The organism is Hyphomonas sp. NPDC076881 (assembly GCF_050269995.1).
Classification (GTDB): domain Bacteria; phylum Pseudomonadota; class Alphaproteobacteria; order Caulobacterales; family Hyphomonadaceae; genus Hyphomonas.
Window position 1 is genome coordinate 23,039 of record NZ_JBNNJJ010000022.1, and the last position, 14,423, is coordinate 37,461.

Here is a 14,423-nt window from a genome sequence, read left to right on the forward strand (position 1 = left end):
GAGCGATGAGTGTGTATCAGACTGACTTGACCGGAACCCGATTCACGTTTGCAGATATGCGGACTTTGCTCGCGGCAGCGGGGACCGACCGGTCGGGCGACCGGCTGGCCGGCCTCGCTGCGGGCTCAGATCTCGAGCGCGTTGCTGCCCGGTACATTCTTGCAGACCTTCCCCTGAAGGTTTTTCTTGAAGACCTGGTGGTTCCCTATGAGTCGGATGAAGTTACCCGGCTCATTGTCGATACATTCGATGCTGAGGCTTTCGCGCTCATCTCGCACATGACCGTCGGCGGCTTGCGTGAATGGCTGCTCGACAATGCCACGACATCAGACCTGGTCCGGAAGGCCAGCCCCGGGATCACGCCGGAAATGGCCGCAGCGGTGTGCAAGATCATGCGAAACCAGGATCTTGTGGCCGTTGCAAAGAAGTGCCCGGTTGTCAGAACATTCCGGACAACGGTCGGTTTGCCAGGGCACTTCTGTGTCCGTCTCCAGCCCAATCACCCTACGGACGACCCGGAAGGGATCGCCGCCTCGATCCTGGATGGCTTGCTGCTTGGCAGCGGAGATGCCGTGATCGGGATCAACCCGGCAAGCGACAATACGACAAGGGCGGGCGAGTTGCTCGCCCTGATCGAGCGTATCCGGGTTGGTCTTGAAGTTCCCACTCAAAGCTGCGTCCTGACGCACATCACCAACACGATCGAACTTGTGGAACGAGCCGCGCCGGTCGATCTCGCATTCCAGTCAATCGCCGGAACCGAATTGGCCAATCGAGGCTTCGGGATCAGCCTTTCGCTGCTCCGGGAGGCGCAGGACGCGACGCGATCCCTGAAACGCAATCCCACATCAGGATCGGTCATGTATTTCGAAACCGGGCAAGGGTCCGAGCTTTCCGCAGACGCTCATGCGGGCGTCGATCAACAGACGCTGGAAGCGCGGTCTTATGCGGTTGCGCGCGCATTTGACCCCTTCCTTGTAAATACGGTCGTCGGCTTCATCGGGCCTGAATATCTATATGACGGAAAGCAGATCCTCAGGGCCGGACTTGAAGATCACTTTTGCGGTAAGCTGCTTGGCCTGCCGATGGGCGCTGACGTTTGCTATACGAACCATGCCGAAGCCGATCAGGATGACATGGACACCCTGATGACCATGCTGGGCGTGGCGGGTGCCAACTTTGTCATGGGCGTTCCGGGTGCGGACGACATCATGCTCAACTACCAGAGCACGAGTTTCCATGATGCACTCTATGTCCGGGAAGTTCTGGGCCTGCGCGCGGCCCCTGAATTCGAAATGTGGTTGCGCAGCGTTGGTCTGATGGATAGCTGTGGACGCATCACCGGGGCGCGCGGGAGTCCGGCGGCGATGGCTCTGATCAGCAGGTATTTCGATGTCTGATCAATCGGGAAAGTCGAAGGACCATTTTGCCCGCTGGCGCCGGGTCACGTCCGCCAGGATCGGGCTTGGCAGGTCCGGGCAGGCGATTCCGACCCGGCCCATGCTGGAGTTTCAGTTGGCGCATGCGCGCGCGCGGGATGCCGTGCATTCTGTTCTTGATACCGGCCGGCTTGCAAATGCGATCGAAGGCGATGTGTTTCAGGCGCACAGCGCCGCGCCGGACCGGACAACCTATCTGCAGAATCCCGGGCTGGGCCGTATGCTTTCCAAAGGCACGCAACTGCCAGAGATCACGTGCGAACTGGCGATCGTGCTGGCCGATGGGCTTTCTGCGACAGCCATCCAGCGCCATGGGGCCAGGATTGCCAATGAGCTTCGTCATCTTCTTCCGGACTGGCAACTGGCACCTGCGGTCATTGTCCAGCAGGGCAGGGTTGCGATCGGGGACGAGATCGGATCGCGGCTGGGCGCCGACCTGGTTATCGTCCTGATCGGGGAGCGGCCCGGCCTCAGCGCTGCGGACAGTGTCGGGGCATATTTGACCTGGAAGCCCCGTCCCGGCCGTTCCGACAGCGAGCGCAACTGCGTTTCCAACATACGCACACCGGGCGGCTTGGCGCCGGAACTCGGTGCGGCGAACATCGCCTGGCTCGCCCGGCAAGCGAGGGACCTGAAGCTGACAGGTGTCGGACTGAAGGACCGGTTCGCCGATCACCTTACCCTGACAGCAACCCCCGGGCAAATGCCCAAGATCGAGCGAGACCCTTCATGAGCCGGAATGCCTTGGTGAGAGTCTATCCATCCTGGAAGCTGGCGGCGTATGCATCTCCGGCCATTCCAATCAGCGCTATCGGGATTCCTCTGATCGCCTACCTGCCTGCCTACTATGCATCCCAAGCGGGGCTTTCGCTCGGCCTGGTGGGGACGGTCTTCCTAGTCGTGCGCCTTGCGGACATTGCGCTCGATCCAGTGGTTGGTACACTGATGGATCGAAACCGCACCCGATGGGGACGGTTCAAGCCCTGGCTCATCGCCGGCGCCTTTCCGATGGCCGTCGCAAGCTACATGCTGTTCAACCCCGCCGGCGATGTCACGCTGACATATCTGACGATCTGGCTGTCCATCGTCTACGCCGCGTATTCGATCTGTTACCTTGCGCACTTATCCTGGGGAATGTCGCTCACCATGGACTACAACGAGCGGTCCCGTGTCTTCGGATTTTGGCAGGCGGGTGCTTTGCTGGGATCGATCAGCGTGCTTGCTACGCCAATCCTCGTCGAGGGCGTGTTGGGTTATACCCATGCGGCAGGCATCCGGTCGATGGGTATACTGATTGCGGCGCTGGTCTGCGTGACGGTCTGTGTGGCTGTGGCGTTCATGCCAGAGCCACCAGCAGCAAGTGAGCGCCAGACACGCAACCTCACAGAGTATCTGACGTTGATTGTCCGTCCAACCATTGCCCGCCTGCTGGTGGCCGATCTTGTCATCGGCACGGCACTCGGTATGAACAGTGCGCTGTTCTTCTTCTACTTTGCATTCATCAAACACTTCAGCCAGTTGGAGATCGTAATCCTCCTGTTTCTGAACATGTGTGGGTCGCTCTTCGGGACACCAGTGTGGACATACCTGACCGACAAGATCGGAAAGCACCGCGCGGCGGCCTTTGCCTTTGCGCTCTATGCCTTGTCGCTCATAATGATCCAGCTTGTGCCGCCTCATATGCTGTTGAACTGCGTTATCCTGTTCGTCGCGGGGCTCACCTTGTCGGCTGGTCCGCTGCTGCTCCGTTCGATGCTGGCGGACGCCGGCGATGAAGAATTGCTGCGATCTGGTGTCGATCAGACCGGGGTCCTGTCCGCAATCTTCACTGGTACGAACAAGATCGGCTTGGCTATAGCGCCGGGAATCACATTCCTGATTCTTGGGGCGTTCAATTTTTCTGCGACCGTTCCATCGAACCCGGAAGGCGCCTTGGTGGCGTTGCAGGCACTCTACGTATTCGCGCCGGCCGCGCTTGGTTGTTTTGTTGCCGTGCTCATACGTGGGCACAGTCTCACGGCAGAGCGTCACGCCCAGATATTGCTTCAAATCCGTGAGGGGGAGGTTCGAAAATGAGCGGGGGCGAGGCGGTGCCTGGTCCTGACCCTCAAAATTGGTCCGGACGGAGTACGAAAAATCGGGCACAATTCTCGATGGAGAGGGGAGTGCCGATGCCGAGAAAGAAGTTTTCAGATGAACAGATCGCCTTTGCCCTGAGGCAGGCGGAGACCGGGACGCCGGTCGGCGAGATATGCCGAAAGATGGGTGTTGCCGAGGTGACGTTTTACCGGTGGAAGAAGGTCTATGCCGGGATGGGTGTTTCGGAAATCCGGCGACTGAAGCGGCTGGAGGAAGAGAACTCGAAGCTCAAGCGGCTGGTGGCGGACCTTACACTGGACAAGACGATGTTGCAGGATGCCCTGCGAAAAAAGTGGTGAAGCCCGCCCGGCGCCGCGAGGTGGTCCGTCATTATCAGGACGTGTTTGCAGTGTCCGAGCGCCGCGCCTGCAGGGCGATGGGCTTCGGGCGGACTGCCCACAGATATCAGTCCTGCCGCGATCTGGCAGTGGAAATCCGGATGCGCCTGAAAGATCTGGCCGAGACGCGGGTCCGCTGTGGCTACCGGCGCCTGCATGTCCTGCTGCAGCGGGAGGGCTGGAGCGTGAACCACAAGCGGATCTACCGGATTTACAGTGATGAGGGGCTGTCGATCCGGACCCGAAGCCCGAGGCGGAGGCGCGCCTGCCGATACCGCTCAGGACGCCCCGAGGCTGGAATGCCGAAAGATGTCTGGGCCATGGACTTCATGTCGGACCGGCTGTTCGATGAAAGACCGTTCCGTTTCCTGACGATTATCGACTGTCATACGAGAGAAGCTCTCGCGACATCTGCGAGGGCAAACTTCCGGGCTTACCAGGTGATCGGCGAACTCGACCGTATCGCCCGGCTGAGGGGAAAACCTCGAAGCATTCGGATCGACAACGTCCGGAGTTTGCCGGGCGGCTGCTCGATCAACGGGCGTATCTCAACAAAGTCGAACTCGACTTCTCAAGGCCCGGAAAACCCACGGAGAATGCTTACATTGAAGCGTTCAACAGCCGGCTTCGGCAGGAGTGCCTCAACGCCGCCTGGTTCCTGTCGATAGGCGACGCCCGAAGCCGGCTGAGTGAATGGCGAGATGATTACAATGAAAACCGGCCGCATTCAGCGCTTGGAAACTTGACGCCAGGCGCAAGCTGCTGCGGCGCTATGTGCATGGACCGGGCATCGACGAGCCGCTGGTCTGGTATGAGGGCGCAGGTCTCACCGACAGGCGCTACCTGATCGCCGACCGGCAGGGGAGTATCGTTGCCGTGAATGGGGCGACGTCATCTCGCCAGCTCTATGGCCCCTATGGCGAGCCTGATGCCTGGACCGGCAGCCGGTTCCGCTACACCGGACAGATCGCCCTGCCGGAAGTGTCGCTCTATCACTACAAGGCGCGGGCCTATGACCCGGTGCTTGGCAGGTTCCTGCAGACCGACCCTGTGGGGTATGCGGATCAGATGAACCTCTATGCTTACGTGGGGAATGATCCACTGAATGCGGGGGATCCGAGTGGGAAATTCCTAAACCTTATCGTTGGTGCGGGTATAGGTTTGGTTGTTGAAGGAATTGTCATTGCAGCAGAAGGAGGCGATCCTTTCGATGTCGGTACCAATGCTGGCCGATATGGAACAGCTGCAGTCATAGGAGGAGTATCAAGTGGGCTTGGTGCGATTGCTTCAAAAGGGGCGGCGAGCGTCGCTGGAAAGACGATTTTGCGAGAAGTCGGAAGTACAGGAAAGGGAATTGTCGGCAAGGCAGCAGAAGGTGCCGTTGCCGGCAGTGTTGCGGGAGGTGCCGCGGAAACAATGTCTCAAATTGCCGACGGCGGAGTGACGGATGTTGGCGCTATCGGCGATGCCGCCATGAAAGGCGGCGCGTTGGGTGGAGCTGTAGGCGGTGCTGCAAAGGGAGCGCAAAATTTAGGTGCAGCAGCCGCTTCTGGGAAGCCGCCTACTTCTGCAAATCTGTCCACCAAGGGAAATCGGTATGGTCTGAGCGAGAGACTTGGAACCGGCAATGAAGGCGCGTCAGCGGGAGCAATTGTCGGCACAACTACCCAAGTTGGAGGTGAGGCGGCACTTCGAGTAAGGGTGTGTGGCGGCAAAGACGGATCGTGCGAGGAGTAGAAGTGCTGAAGTTGAGGATTCGAAAGTAATGAGCAAGTCATTTTTCGTATGGCTGGCGGTAACTGCAACGCTGTTTGTGCTCGCGCTCTTCTTAGTTCCGTGGGCGTTAGGAACAAATGATCCGCTTTTCGTTGGTATTTTGCTTATCGTTGTAGTGACCTTCATTGGGTTGGGCTTTTATCGAGGATTCAGGCGTTAGGCGGAGGCGCTTCGTGCCTCAGATGGTGGGTTAAGCCAAAGGCCGTTACCCACCATCTGAGGGCGAGGGAGAATGGTGGGTATCGCTTCGCTCAACGCCGTTCGCGCCTGACCGGCCTGAAACTGACAGGCCCAGCGAACGAGCAGACCTATACGTTCAGCTATACGGATGCGAGCCAGGTCTCTCAGCGCACGTCCACGAATGCTCTCTACACCTGGGCAGCCGGCGCGGCGAGCAAGAGCTACACCCGCAACGGTCTCAATCAGTATACCAACGTCTCCGGCACCAGCTTCACCTATGACCTGCGGGGCAACCTGACGTCGGACGGGGCCCGCACGTTCGGGTATGACTATGAGAACCGGCTGGCCTCGGTGAGCGGGTCTGCCTCGATGACGTTGGCCTATGATCCGGGCGGGCGGCTGCGCCAGACGGTGGCGGGCGGAGCGACGACGCAGTTCCTGTATGGCGGCAATGCGCTGCTGGCGGAGTATGACGGCGCGGGCACGCTGCTGCGGCGCTATGTGCATGGACCGGGCATCGACGAGCCGCTGGTCTGGTATGAGGGCGCAGGGCTGACCGACAGGCGCTACCTGATCGCCGACCGGCAGGGGAGTATCGTTGCCGTGAATGGGGCGACGTCATCTCGCCAACTCTATGGCCCGTAGCCACCTAGTGGCGTGTTCCTTGACCTCCTCGATCGTGTTGAAGATGAACTGGCCGAGCCATTCCTGACGAACGATCCGATTGTAGCTGAGCCTCCCATTCTCACTTGCCGGGCTGTGCGGGCACGATCTTGCCAATGCAGACTCATTTGGCTCGCGATGAGACTGAAACCAGAAAAACAGAGCGACAATTGCCGTCAGCGATCATGGGATTGCTGCACCGGTTTTTCCTCGATTCCGAAAATTGGTGCGGACACAGCCGATCTGAAAAACCACAGGATCCCGTAAGTCCTTGATTTTAATGGCGCACCTAGATGAGGAACGTTTAAATCAGTTCTGGGCAGAAATATCGTATTGGGGAGTAGTTCTCGGTAGGCCTAGCGACAATGATGAGTGGCAGAGACCGTTTTGAACGAAAACTTTGATTGACGCTTAAAGCGTTGCCCCCTCCATAGACACAAGCTTTGGTCGGAATTGAAGCGACGTGAAAAGAAAAACTCTAATTCCTTGAATTAGAATACAATTAAAGGTAGCATAAATCAATTTTTCCAACTGCTCGATAGGCTCAGTCTATCTAGAGAGTGTGTGATTTTGCTGGAGAGCCAATGTTTCTAAGTCATATTGAGATAAGGAATTTTAGAGGCATCGAAGAGTTGGTGCTTGAGCTAGATGATGTCTGTGTGTTGATTGGGGAAAACAACGCTGGGAAGTCGTCTGTCCTTGATGCTCTAAGGCTATGTCTAACACGTTCATTGACACGGAAGGGCAGCGTATTCGAAGAATATGACTATCATCTATCTGATGGTGTTTCAGAGCCCTCCAAGGCGGCACCAATCGAAATTCTTCTCAGGTTCCGCGAGCAGAGCGAGGATGAATGGCCAGATGAGATATCTCAACAACTGTCAGATGCTGAGCAAGTAGACAGCGAAGGCCTTAGAAGTGTGACTCTGCGGGTAAGGAGCGGTTTTGATGCTGTTATCGGAGACTTCGCTACCGAGTATGATTTTCTTGATCTAGCCGGAAATCCGCTTATTAAGGCTAAGAATCCGCGCCACATCATCAACTTGCAGCAGCTAGTTCCGACTTTCTACCTTGCGTCACTTCGAGATGCTGCTCAGGAATTCCGTGCACGATCATCCTTCTGGGGGCCGTTTGTTCGGTCGATGCAGCTTGAAGAGGATGATAGGAATGAGCTTGAGGCAGCACTAAGTGATTTGAATAAGAAGGTACTTGAGAAGCACACTGCATTTGAGACAGTTAAAGAGCGTTTAGAGAAGACAGCAAAGCTGGTTCCATTGGGGGAGACCGAGCCCGTCTCGATCGAGGCTCTTCCATCAAAGATATTTGATATTCTCTCGCGTACTCAGGTTAATTTGGCCTCCAAAACAGGTGCCCGGATTCCAATTATGCGACATGGAAACGGCACGCAAAGTCTTGCGGTAATCTGCCTGTTCGATGCATTTCTGCAAAGCCAGTTGGAAGATGGTTATGGTGAGCATGCGGTCCCTCTTCTTGCGCTAGAGGAGCCTGAAGCCCACCTTCATCCTTCTGCTATCAAGGCCGTAGGTGAGATGCTTCGGGCGCTCTCGGGCCAGAAACTCATATCCACTCATTCAGGTGAATTACTAGCCGGTGTGCCACTATCCAAAATTCGTAGACTGTGCCGCAAGGATGGTAAGGTTTGTGTACATCGTATTAGCCAAGGCGTGCTCACCGACGAGGAAATCGGAAAACTCGACTACAAAGTTCGGACAACGCGCGGAAGCCTTTTGTTCTCGCGTTGTTGGCTATTAGTCGAAGGCGAAACAGAGGCATCTCTCATACCTGAATGCGCTACAGCTATGGGAATAGATCTCTATGCTGAGGGTGTGTCTTGTATCGAGTTCTCCCAGGTGGGCGTGGAGAAATTCATTAAACTTGCTGACCAGCTCGGGATCGACTGGATGGTAATGTGCGATGGCGATGCAGAAGGGCAAAAGTACGCCGACACTGCGAAGGGGCAACTCAATGGACGGGTAGAGGCTGATCATGTGTGGAGGTTGCCAAACGATAATATGGAAGTCTTCCTATGTGTCTCGGGCTTTGGTGACATTTATGAGGCCAATATTTCCGACCAGAAGAAGAACACAGTCACGTCACCAGTGGGAACGGTTCCATACTGGACTGAAGTTGCAAAAGCGCAGGCTCGCAACTCGAAACCAAAGTCAGCCTTAGAGGTCTCCCAGCGGATGCTCGCTGGTAGTGCAGATGTGCCTGACTTCCTGAAGTCTGTAATAAGCAAGGCTCACGCCTTTGCGAGGAGTGCCGCGTGATGCTGGATCTTACAACCTTGAATGAAAACCAGCTAGCCGCCGTTGAATGGGGTGAAGGTCCCTTATTGGTTTTGGCCGGACCTGGATCGGGCAAAACAAGAGTCCTCACTTATCGCATAGCCCGTCTCATCGAGACAACGCCCGGTAAGCATTTTAAGATTCTCGGATTGACCTTTACCAATGCAGCAGCGGCTGAAATGCGCCAGCGTATCGCAACATTGGTACCAAATGCGGACGAGCGTACCCTACTGACGACCTTTCACTCATTTGCAGCTGATCTGTTGCGGCAGCATGGGCACCATGTTGGTCTACGTCCTGATTTCACGTTGCTGGTGCAGGACGCTGATAGACATTCATTACTTGATGAAGCAATCGATGCTGTTGATGCAGGAGGTGAGGTGACGAGTAGTGAGAGGCTTCTGCCGCTCATTACTAGGCTAATAGAAAATGATATAGCCCCTGCCTTTGCGTTGCAGGTTCTTCAGCGCAGTTCGATTAGCAATTCGGAATTCTTGGCTCAGGTTTACGTGAATTACCGTAAGCTGATGATAGAACGGAACTCATTGGATTTTCCTGCGCTGATTGCTGAGGCACTTAGCCTGCTGGAAGGTCAGATTGGAGTTCGAAAGCAGATCCAACGCATTTACCCCTACATTTGCATTGATGAATTCCAGGATACAAACCTGACACAATATAAAATCCTTCAGCACCTAGTTAAGGAAGACACGAAGAATCTCTTTGTTGTGGCAGATGATGACCAGATCATTTATCAGTGGAATGGAGCAAGCCCAGATCGCTTAAGAGGGCTTAAGGCCGATTTCAATATGGAGCTCATCCAGCTCCCGGAAAATTATCGGTGTCCTGCCGAAGTAGTTGAGCTGGCAAATAACCTCATCCAGAATAATTTTGGCAGGTTTGAGGGCAAAGGCAGGTTGACGGCGCATAAAACAGCTCCGGGTACTTCTGTAGTTACGCTAAAGCATTTTGCGAATTTCGATGAAGAAGCGGCATGGGTTGCCAGCGATATTCAGGCACGTCCGAAACATGCGCGTGAGAAATGCGTGGTTTTGGCGCGGACCAAAAAGCTGCTTGAACAGGTTGTAACCGCAATGGCGGAATATGGTTTGCACGGTTACCTTGCGGCTAGGAAAAACGAGTTCGAATGTGCGTCGCTACAATGGCTGCACTCAATGCTTCGATTGGCGAATGCGCGTGGCAGCCGGGATTTCTTACGGCGTGTATGTAAGTCGTTCTTTTCTCTTGAGGGCATAGACCTCAATGTGAAGGATGTCATTGCGCGGTCAGCGGCCGAAGAAGGTGACTATTTAAGAAGCTGGATCCGGTCTGCTCTTGACAGAGAGGAACTCTCTCCGGGCGCACGAGAGCTTTTGGAGTCGGCAGGGATAAGGCTTGTTGAACGTTTAGACTTCTGGGGGTTCGAGAAGTCTGCCTTTGCTTGGCTAGACGCACTACCCGACACCGCACCGGATCATAACGGTATCTTTGATGAATATGAAGAAGAAAAAGAAACTTGGCGCGCGCTAGTGGCGGAAATTAGCGCGCAGTATGGTCGCGCAGAAGTGACGCTTCATCTTTTGCTGCAGGAATTGGACCTTCGTTCAAAAGCACCGGCAGCTCCAAAAGGTGGTATTCCCTGCTTCACAATTCACGCTTCGAAGGGGCTTGAGTTTGACCACGTATATCTCGTGGGTATGGTTGAAGATCAACTTCCAAGTTGGGCTGCATTGAAAAAGGGCGATGATAGTCATGAGATGCGTGAGGAACGCCGTAATTGTTTTGTCGCAATTACGCGTGCTCAAGAAACTTTATCCCTAAGCTACTCAGACCGTGTACTTGGATGGGGAAAAGCACCATCGCGCTTCCTCAGAGAAATGCGGCTGATCGAATGAAAACGTATCTACAGGCTTGGGGCCTGTGTTCATTGATGTACGCACTGCATAATATATCTCCGAACTGAATGCATATTACCATTGTTCATCTTTGTGGTTGGACTGGCTGCATTGGGCAGGCCAGTGGCAACCGGCAATGGTGCCGCCTCGGATACGATTTCAAACGGTTTCTTCAGTCCGTGGGGAAAAAGCCGTAACGTCCGCTGTTGGGGTTCTTCGTGAACACAATTACGTTGGCTTTGCCGGATATCTTCTCAGGAGGATGCTCGTTTTCAATTATGATAATTTGTGCGCTGTCTTTAAAGCCCAGCAGGTAATCATAAAAGCGCTCTTTAATGTCAGTGCCACGAAGGTCGTCATCATCCCCCTCTGGCTTCCAATATGCTAACAAGGGTGAGTCAAGAACAATGAACCCCGGATGCGGAAGGTCGTTCTCCAAGCAATATTCTAACAGACCTATAGTGACTGCTGCATGTGAGATGGCCCGCAAACCCTTTCCCGAACTGCCGCGTGGCTTACCGCCGATTTGGAAATCCCGCTTCGTCTCGTCAAAAAACACGCGCTCAGCATTAGGGTAATGCCATTCCTGGAGTATCCTTTCGACCGTTTGAGAAAACCGATCCAAGGTCACAGTAGTAATTGACGTTTTGGTTTCAGTTGATCCTTCGTCGTCTGAAATGCTGCCGTCAACATCATTTCGGTGCTGGATGAGGCGGTTCACACGCTCAATTTTATCCTGACTGATTACAACCTCAGCTCTTTTTGTAACTAGCTCATTGTAAGTACTTCTGTGTACTGACACTGTAGGTCTTGCGATCTCAAGAAGCTCAAGATTCGTTTCATTGTATCGCTCCACGAGGGAGGGAAGCTCCTCTTCAAGTGATGCTTTCTCTTGAGCCAACGTAGAAACTGTATCCGCAAGATCAGACTGTAGCTTCTTAATCTTGCCTATTTCGGAGGCTGCAGCTTGGATTACTGCCTCAACATTGCCATCACATTCCTCGTCCAGATGCTGACTTTCTGGAGTGGAGCCGCAAAGTGGGCACATTTTGCGATCACTATATACAAAGAAAGATCCTGCTTCGTGAACAGCAGCCAAGCGGTTCAGGTCAGAGTTGTAATGCTTATCCAACAACGCAAAGCGTTTTGCTAGCTCATCGATTTCGATAATCCGGGAACGTCGTTTCTGAATTTCATCGGCAGAGCGCCCTCGGTCTTCTACCAGGCTGCTTAGGCTTGATTGAGCCTTACTCAGTTCATTGTTTTGTTCAGAAATACTTGCGTTGAGCTTCTCGAGCTGTTGAGCGAGTTCGTTATCATCTAAGCCCGCTTCATTGATCTCAGTTTGCAATTCTTCGATCATGCGATCAAGAAGCTCAATCTTCCCGGAAGATGCATCCTTGGCGCGTGATGGCTGACTTTTCCCAACCAATGCGCTGTCATCAATGCCCGTTAGAAGTAACTTGAAAGCGGCGTATTCTGATGTTGCTTGGACTACAATGGGCGACAAAAGAGGAGATGAGCGTCTTTGTATTTCTTCTTCGGTTATCAAGCAAAGTCTTGCTATATCTCGGAAACTTAGCGATCGAGTATCGCCAGCTTTGTTCCGCCGCAAAAACTTATCTGTCAACCCGATCCGTTCGAGTAAGGCGTGTGATACGGTATCATGTCGAGCCGCGCTGTGCTGACTTCTGAGAGGAATGGCTTCGGTCGCAGGAGGCTCATCGTACAATGCTTCATTGAAGCTAGAAAAATTGCCCCCTTCAATACTACGCTCCAAGGTTAAGGGTGCCCATGGCCCTGATTCAATAAGCAAGCGTGCCCTGTCGTAACCAGCGCGTTCCGGCACATCGCGGGGAATATCTCCTCCGCCCAGCATGAAGTCTAGGCTTTCGGCTATAAAGGACTTGCCCGTATCGGACGCACCGCAAATCACGTTCAATCCTTCTTTGAGCGTAATGCTGGCCGGTTTCTTCTTCGGTCCGAGATAGGCCAAGTGTTTCAACAACAACCCGCTCATAGTGGAAACTCATCAAGGCCAGTGTTTGCGCTTTGGAACTCTGTAGTCCAGGCTTCAAATAGGCCATTTACAACGGTGTCTAACTCATCAGATAGAAGGTCATCGAAAGTCTCTGCGACCCAGCCAGCTCTGTTCTTGATGCCCATAAGATAATCCGAATAAAGATTATCGACGAATGCTCCGGCATCGTCATTTGCAGTATAAACAATACCGTCCTGTTGTGCCTCCCGGCGAACGAGACCAGCGCTTGCCATTAGCAGCAATCCCCGTTCCACAAGACTTCGGCGCACTAGCAACTCGTTAGACCTCAGTGGCAGCGGAGGATGTAAGCTGGGCGGGCCTCCTGCATCTGCGGAGTGCACAGATAAGTAGTCGTATTGAACGAGGCGTTTTAGGTCATGCTTTCGAGGGAAGGATGCGACGAGAAGGATGAGCGCACGCACGCCGGTTTCAAAGGGACTATTGAAAACTTGGGTGCTTTTATCGCTCATCTTTAAGTACCCATGTTAGGCGATCTTCATTGGCTAGATGGTGGCATATCCCCTGTTTGTCCGGAATATGTGTTACGCTTGCTAGGGCGCTGCCGCTGATATCAAGTCCGCCTGCTGAGGTAATTGCGGCCCTTAAGCGATCTAACCCGTTCGGGTGGGTTGCCTCGCAAACATCAATTACGCCATGGAAAATATCGCCTTTGAGGCCTTCAAAAGTGCCATCAGGGGTTCGATCACGGGCAAAATTGCGAAGCGATTCTGCATGATAGAACAACTCACGCTGCCTGTCGTAGTGGTGAAGTAGTGTGGCATGACCGAGAAGGGAGGTCCTGTCATTCACGGTAACGCCTGTTTGCTCTGTGTAGGTATCAAACAGCTTCTTGATATATGCGCTTTCTTCTGCGGATGGAGAAGTTGGCGGTGCGAGAGCTTGGTCTCGAGCCGGAAGTCCTCCGCCAAAGCGGGTGGTATGAAATGCAGTCTGTTTATGCTCTTCCATAATCTCAAGTTTTGATTTGTCTCCAAAGATGGAGAAATCAAATGCGTCATAATAGTTGAGAAATTCGCCATCAAACTGAACGTCTAGTGAGGCGCCTATATTGGGAAGACCTTTCGCTAGCCACCAATCTCTCACTTCGGCCTTAAATCTATTAGGGTCCTTCAGCCAGCGAGCGACGGTAATTCCGCAGCCCCGCGGCGCAATGAACATGTGACGTGATGGTAGCGGAAAGGCTTGGTTGAAAGGCGGAGATTTTTTGAAGGAATGGAAAATTATCTTGGCCACTTCCGTTCGGATATCTCCGGGTGTGAGTGGGTGGTCATAGTGCTTGCATTGATAGCTATGCCATTCCCCGTTGAAGTCTTCCGGCTTGGTGAAGGCGACAACGTCAAGTCCGAGGTCGCCTGGCCCAGAGTACCTTCTGACCGACTGATATTCGCCAGTACTTTTATGATAATACAGCCATTCCTCGGTAAACTCCTCCCACTCATCTGGGGAGTAGATTTCGATAATCCTGGTTGGAGGTATAGGAATGCCAGCAGTGACCTGCGCGGCCGCTGGTATGCTTTTCGCAGTCTTCGGTTTGACCCAGCCCCCTGAATTCCGGCCATGATTTTGCAGACTCTCTCGATTAGAGAGGATGACACATGCGCAAGAGCAGATTTTCAGACGAGCAG

The 14,423-nt window shown here is 53.9% G+C and carries 11 protein-coding genes and 1 pseudogene; 9 read left to right on the forward strand and 3 right to left on the reverse strand.

Translation table 11 applies throughout. The features are described from left to right. Window positions 1-5 precede the first annotated feature (5 nt). From ACQKI2_RS17510 to ACQKI2_RS17550, 9 genes and pseudogenes are all read left to right on the forward strand, one after another. Window positions 6-1,400 carry an ethanolamine ammonia-lyase subunit EutB gene (locus ACQKI2_RS17510; protein ID WP_427380911.1) on the forward strand — a complete coding sequence of 465 codons (1,395 nt, stop codon included), beginning with the start codon at window positions 6-8 and terminating at the stop codon, window positions 1,398-1,400. Then, window positions 1,393-2,172 carry an ethanolamine ammonia-lyase subunit EutC gene (gene eutC, locus ACQKI2_RS17515; RefSeq protein WP_427380912.1) on the forward strand — a complete coding sequence of 260 codons (780 nt, stop codon included), beginning with the start codon at window positions 1,393-1,395 and terminating at the stop codon, window positions 2,170-2,172. Before ACQKI2_RS17510 ends, eutC begins: the two co-directional genes overlap by 8 nt. Next, a complete protein-coding gene (locus ACQKI2_RS17520) occupies window positions 2,169-3,515 on the forward strand; it encodes an MFS transporter (protein ID WP_427380913.1) in 1,347 nt (448 codons plus the stop codon). Before eutC ends, ACQKI2_RS17520 begins: the two co-directional genes overlap by 4 nt. A 95-nt stretch (window positions 3,516-3,610) precedes the next feature. After that, window positions 3,611-4,763, forward strand: a pseudogene (locus tag ACQKI2_RS17525) (IS3 family transposase). Beyond that, on the forward strand, window positions 4,691-5,653 hold the full coding sequence (locus tag ACQKI2_RS17530) for an RHS repeat-associated core domain-containing protein (RefSeq protein ID WP_427380914.1): 963 nt from the start codon (window positions 4,691-4,693) through the stop codon (window positions 5,651-5,653). Before ACQKI2_RS17525 ends, ACQKI2_RS17530 begins: the two are co-directional and overlap by 73 nt. Before the next feature lie 28 nt (window positions 5,654-5,681). Continuing rightward, entirely contained in the window at window positions 5,682-5,852 is a 171-nt protein-coding gene (locus tag ACQKI2_RS17535) for a hypothetical protein (RefSeq protein WP_427380915.1), read from the forward strand. 371 nt (window positions 5,853-6,223) lie between these two features. Next, window positions 6,224-6,517: a hypothetical protein gene (locus ACQKI2_RS17540; protein WP_427380916.1), complete on the forward strand. Its 294-nt coding sequence runs from the start codon at window positions 6,224-6,226 to the stop codon at window positions 6,515-6,517. A 602-nt stretch (window positions 6,518-7,119) separates the two neighbouring features. Further along, the gene (locus ACQKI2_RS17545; protein ID WP_427380917.1) at window positions 7,120-8,826 is read left to right on the forward strand and encodes an ATP-dependent nuclease; all 1,707 of its coding nucleotides are present in this window, start codon (window positions 7,120-7,122) and stop codon (window positions 8,824-8,826) included. Continuing rightward, window positions 8,826-10,736, forward strand: a complete 1,911-nt coding sequence (locus tag ACQKI2_RS17550) for an ATP-dependent helicase (RefSeq protein WP_427380918.1) — start codon at window positions 8,826-8,828, stop codon at window positions 10,734-10,736. The genes ACQKI2_RS17545 and ACQKI2_RS17550 overlap by 1 nt, the downstream gene beginning before the upstream one ends. 172 nt (window positions 10,737-10,908) lie before the next feature. On the opposite strand, the gene ACQKI2_RS17555 is transcribed toward ACQKI2_RS17550, so the two are convergent. The 3 genes from ACQKI2_RS17555 to ACQKI2_RS17565 form a co-directional block, all read right to left on the reverse strand. After that, entirely contained in the window at window positions 10,909-12,756 is a 1,848-nt protein-coding gene (locus ACQKI2_RS17555) for a hypothetical protein (protein WP_427380919.1), read from the reverse strand. Continuing rightward, window positions 12,753-13,247, reverse strand: a complete 495-nt coding sequence (locus ACQKI2_RS17560; protein ID WP_427380920.1) for an ABC-three component system middle component 2 — start codon at window positions 13,245-13,247, stop codon at window positions 12,753-12,755. Before ACQKI2_RS17560 ends, ACQKI2_RS17555 begins: the two co-directional genes overlap by 4 nt. Beyond that, window positions 13,237-14,423 (reverse strand): ABC-three component system protein (locus ACQKI2_RS17565; protein WP_427380921.1); only part of this gene is annotated, 1,187 nt, incomplete at its 5' end. The genes ACQKI2_RS17565 and ACQKI2_RS17560, both read right to left, overlap by 11 nt.

Excerpts from the sequence above, each read along its gene's own strand:
- ACQKI2_RS17510 (WP_427380911.1), top strand. The coding sequence starts at position 6 with ATGAGTGTGTATCAGACTGACTTGACCGGAACCCGATTCACGTTTGCA.
- eutC (WP_427380912.1), top strand. The coding sequence starts at position 1,393 with ATGTCTGATCAATCGGGAAAGTCGAAGGACCATTTTGCCCGCTGGCGC.
- ACQKI2_RS17520 (WP_427380913.1), top strand. The coding sequence starts at position 2,169 with ATGAGCCGGAATGCCTTGGTGAGAGTCTATCCATCCTGGAAGCTGGCG.
- ACQKI2_RS17535 (WP_427380915.1), top strand. The coding sequence starts at position 5,682 with ATGAGCAAGTCATTTTTCGTATGGCTGGCGGTAACTGCAACGCTGTTT.
- ACQKI2_RS17545 (WP_427380917.1), top strand. The coding sequence starts at position 7,120 with ATGTTTCTAAGTCATATTGAGATAAGGAATTTTAGAGGCATCGAAGAG.
- ACQKI2_RS17550 (WP_427380918.1), top strand. The coding sequence starts at position 8,826 with ATGCTGGATCTTACAACCTTGAATGAAAACCAGCTAGCCGCCGTTGAA.
- ACQKI2_RS17555 (WP_427380919.1), bottom strand. The coding sequence starts at position 12,756 with ATGAGCGGGTTGTTGTTGAAACACTTGGCCTATCTCGGACCGAAGAAG.
- ACQKI2_RS17560 (WP_427380920.1), bottom strand. The coding sequence starts at position 13,247 with ATGAGCGATAAAAGCACCCAAGTTTTCAATAGTCCCTTTGAAACCGGC.